This is a genomic window from Roseateles sp., from assembly GCF_036404855.1.
Lineage (GTDB): Bacteria > Pseudomonadota > Gammaproteobacteria > Burkholderiales > Burkholderiaceae_C > Pelomonas.
The window spans coordinates 1-3107 of sequence record NZ_DASWYS010000234.1 but is presented as its reverse complement, the minus strand read 5'-3'; the positions used below and the strand labels follow the sequence as shown (position 1 = coordinate 3107).

The window sequence follows — 3107 nt, the reverse complement described above, 5'->3', positions numbered from 1 at the left end:
AAGGCACCGACGTACAGCACCTTGCGGATCAGTTTGGCGATCACGTCCTCGCCCTGGCCGGTGGCATGCCCCATCGCCCAGAACAGCCCGGCCAGCGTCATGTCGATGACGATCAACGTTGCGGTCAGGAACGCCACCTCGCCTTGCAGCAGGCCGAAGCCCGAGTCGATGTAGCGCGAGAAAACGTCGAGGAAGCGGTCAATGACCGAAACGTCGTTCATGGCCCGGCTCCGTCAACGGCTGTAGAAGTTCACGGGCTGCGGCGTGTACGGCGTACCGGTTCCCACGAAGCGCCGGTTTACCTCGCGGCCACGCTCCACGGCGGCGGCCTGCCGCGCGAATTCCAGCGAGGCCGCGCGGTCCTGCGTGATCTGCAGCCGCTGCGTCTGTATGGACTGCTTGGCTTGCAGGGCCAGCAACTGGTTCATGGCCTGCATCGCCTGCAAAGCGCCCACGGCCGACTGGCTCTTGCCCACCAGGTCGGCCAGCACGCCTTCGTCGTCGCTCAGGTTCTGCGAGGCCTGGGCCTGCATCTGCATGGTGGTCTGCAGGCCATTGAGCGTGTTCTTCCAGCGCTCCTGCGCGTCGCGGTACATCTGATTGCCGCTCACCGTGGCAGCGTATTGCTCCGGATACAGGCGCCGGAACTCCCGATCCAGATTCGTCACGTCATAGGCCAGGCCCCTGGCCTGAGCGATCAGCCGCTGGGTGGTCGCCAGATTGGTGCGCAACTGGCCCACCACACTGGACGGCAAGCTCGTCAGATTGCGCGCCTGGTTGATGAGCATCTGCGCCTCGTTCTGGAGCTGCTTGATCTGGTTGTTGATCTGCTCCAGCGTGCGGATCGCGGTCAGCGTGTTCTGCACGAGGTTCGTGGGGTCGATCACGACCCACTGCGCCTGCACGGCGGTAGCGGTGCAAAGCATGGCCGCGACGGCGGCGGCGACAAGACGCTTTTTCATGATGGGTTCTCCTGGAGGTGGGTGGACGGGAACGAGGACAGCAGGTCGGCGGCCCAATGCAGGCCGCGATGGCGCAGCCAGGTGGCTGCGAAGGGAGAGGCATCGGAATGCGAGGCGGCAAGCACCGCGTCGATGTCGCGCTGGTCTTGCGGCGTGGACGCACCCGCGAAGGCCAAGGTCGCGGCGCCCAGGTCGAGATCGAACAGCCGATTGCCGAGGCGCGATTGGTAGTAGTAGTCGCGCTTGGGCTGCGCGGTGGCGACGATCTCGATCTGCCGGCTGTTGAGGCCGAAGCCCTCGTAGATCGTTCGAATCTGCGGCTCGGTCGCCTGCGGGTTCGGCAGGAAGATGCGGCTTGCGCAGCTCTCGATGATGGCCGGCGCGATGCTCGAATCCTTGATGTCCGCCAGGCTCTGCGTGGCGAAGATGACGCTGACGTTCTTCTTGCGCAGGGTCTTCAACCACTGGCGGATGCGTGCCGCGAACACCGGGTCATCGAGGAACAACCACGCCTCATCGAGGATCAGCAGCGTCGGCGCACCGTCGAAGCGTTCATCGAAGCGCGCAAAGAGGTAATGGAGCACGGCCATGACAGCGGCCTTGCTGTGCATCAGTTCCTCCATCTCGAAGCACTGCACGGAACCAGCTCCCAGGCGATCCGAATCCGCATCCAGCAGCTTGCCGTGTGCGCCACCGAGCACATAGGGCGCGAGCACCTGCCGAAGTGCGTTCGATTGCAGCAGGACGGAAAGCCCCGTCATCGTGCGCTGCTCCACGGGCGCGCCGGCGAGACTGCCGAGCGCCGACCAGATGGCCACCTTCTCATCGGGGCCGACGGCCACACCCTCATGCCGCAGGCGTCCTTCGATCCATTCGGCCGCCCAGGTGCGGTAGCCCTCACGATCGATGCGGGCGAGCGGCTGGAAGGCGATGTCGCCATCCATCCCAAGGTCGTAGTGCTCGCCGCCCAGGCCCAGGATGGTGGCGCGCATCGAGCGCCCCATGTCAAAGACGAAGATGCGCGAGCCACGGTAGCGGCGGAACTGCATCGCCAGTGTGGCGAGCAGCACCGACTTGCCCATGCCGGTCGGGCCGGCTACCAAGGTGTGCCCCACGTCACCGATGTGGGTGACCAGCCGGAACGGCGTCGCGCCCTCCGTGCGGGTCACGATCAGCGGTGGGCCGTCGAGGTGGGCATTGCGCTCGGGGCCAGCCCATACGGCGGACACCGGCATGAGGTGCGCCAGGTTCAACGTGGAGACGATGGGCTGGCGGACGTTGGCGTAGGCATGGCCCGGAATGGACGACAACCACGCATCCACGGCGTTGAGCGTTTCGGGGATGGTGACGAAGCCACGCCCCTGGATGACGCGCTCCACCATGCGCAGCTTCTCGTCGGCCACGGCGGCATCCGCGTCCATGACGGTGACGGTTGCTGTCAGGTAGCCAAAGGCGACTTGATCGCTGCCCAGTTCCTGCAAGGCCGCATCGGCGTCGGCGGATTTGTTGCTGGCATCGGTATCGACCAGCGGGCTTTCCTGCTGAAAGATGGTTTCGCGCAGCAAGGCGATGACGTTCTTGCGCTTGGCGAACCACTGGCGGCGCAGGCGGGCAAGTTCTTTTTCCGCATCGGCTTTGTCAAGGCAGAGAAAGCGCGTACTCCAGCGGTACGCAAAGCCGAGGCGGTTGAGGTCGTCCAGCATCCCTGGCCAGGTGGAGGTCGGAAATCCCCGTACCGTCGCCACGCGCAGATGCTGGTCGCCCAGCATCGGTGCCAGGCCACCGATCAGCGGCGCGTCGGCCAGCAGTGCATCGAGGTGGAATGGCACCTCGGGCACGTCCACGCGGTAGCGTCGCGTTGACACGGTGGCATGCAGGTAAGTCAGCGTCTGGCTGTCGTCGAGCCAGGCGATCTCCGGCATCACGCCATCGAGCAGGTCAAAGATGCGATCCGTCTCCGCGACGAAGGCAGTCAGCCGCTCGCGCCAGTCCACGCCTTCGGTCGGACGGTTCTCGTACAGCATTCCGGCCGCACGGGCGCGGGCTTCCTCCGGCGGCAGGTACACCAGCGTCAGGTGATAGCCGCTCTCGAAGTGGTTGCCCGAGTCCTCAAAGGCGGCCCGTCGCTCCTCGTCCACCAGCCAC

The 3107-nt window shown here is 65.4% G+C and carries 2 protein-coding genes and 1 pseudogene; all 3 read right to left on the bottom strand.

The annotated features are described in order from the left end of the window. Window positions 1-221, bottom strand: a pseudogene (locus tag VGF12_RS15455) (P-type conjugative transfer protein TrbL); the annotation flags it as partial. A 12-nt stretch (window positions 222-233) separates the two neighbouring features. Further along, window positions 234-962, bottom strand: coding sequence for a P-type conjugative transfer protein TrbJ (trbJ, locus tag VGF12_RS15450; protein WP_015014584.1), 729 nt, complete (start codon window positions 960-962; stop codon window positions 234-236). Then, the coding region (gene trbE / locus VGF12_RS15445; RefSeq protein WP_331176932.1) for a conjugal transfer protein TrbE at window positions 959-3107 on the bottom strand (2149 nt) is incomplete at its 5' end. The genes trbE and trbJ, both read right to left, overlap by 4 nt.

Bases quoted from the DNA above. Each gene is read 5' to 3' on its own strand.
- trbJ (WP_015014584.1), bottom strand. From the start codon at position 962: ATGAAAAAGCGTCTTGTCGCCGCCGCCGTCGCGGCCATGCTTTGCACC.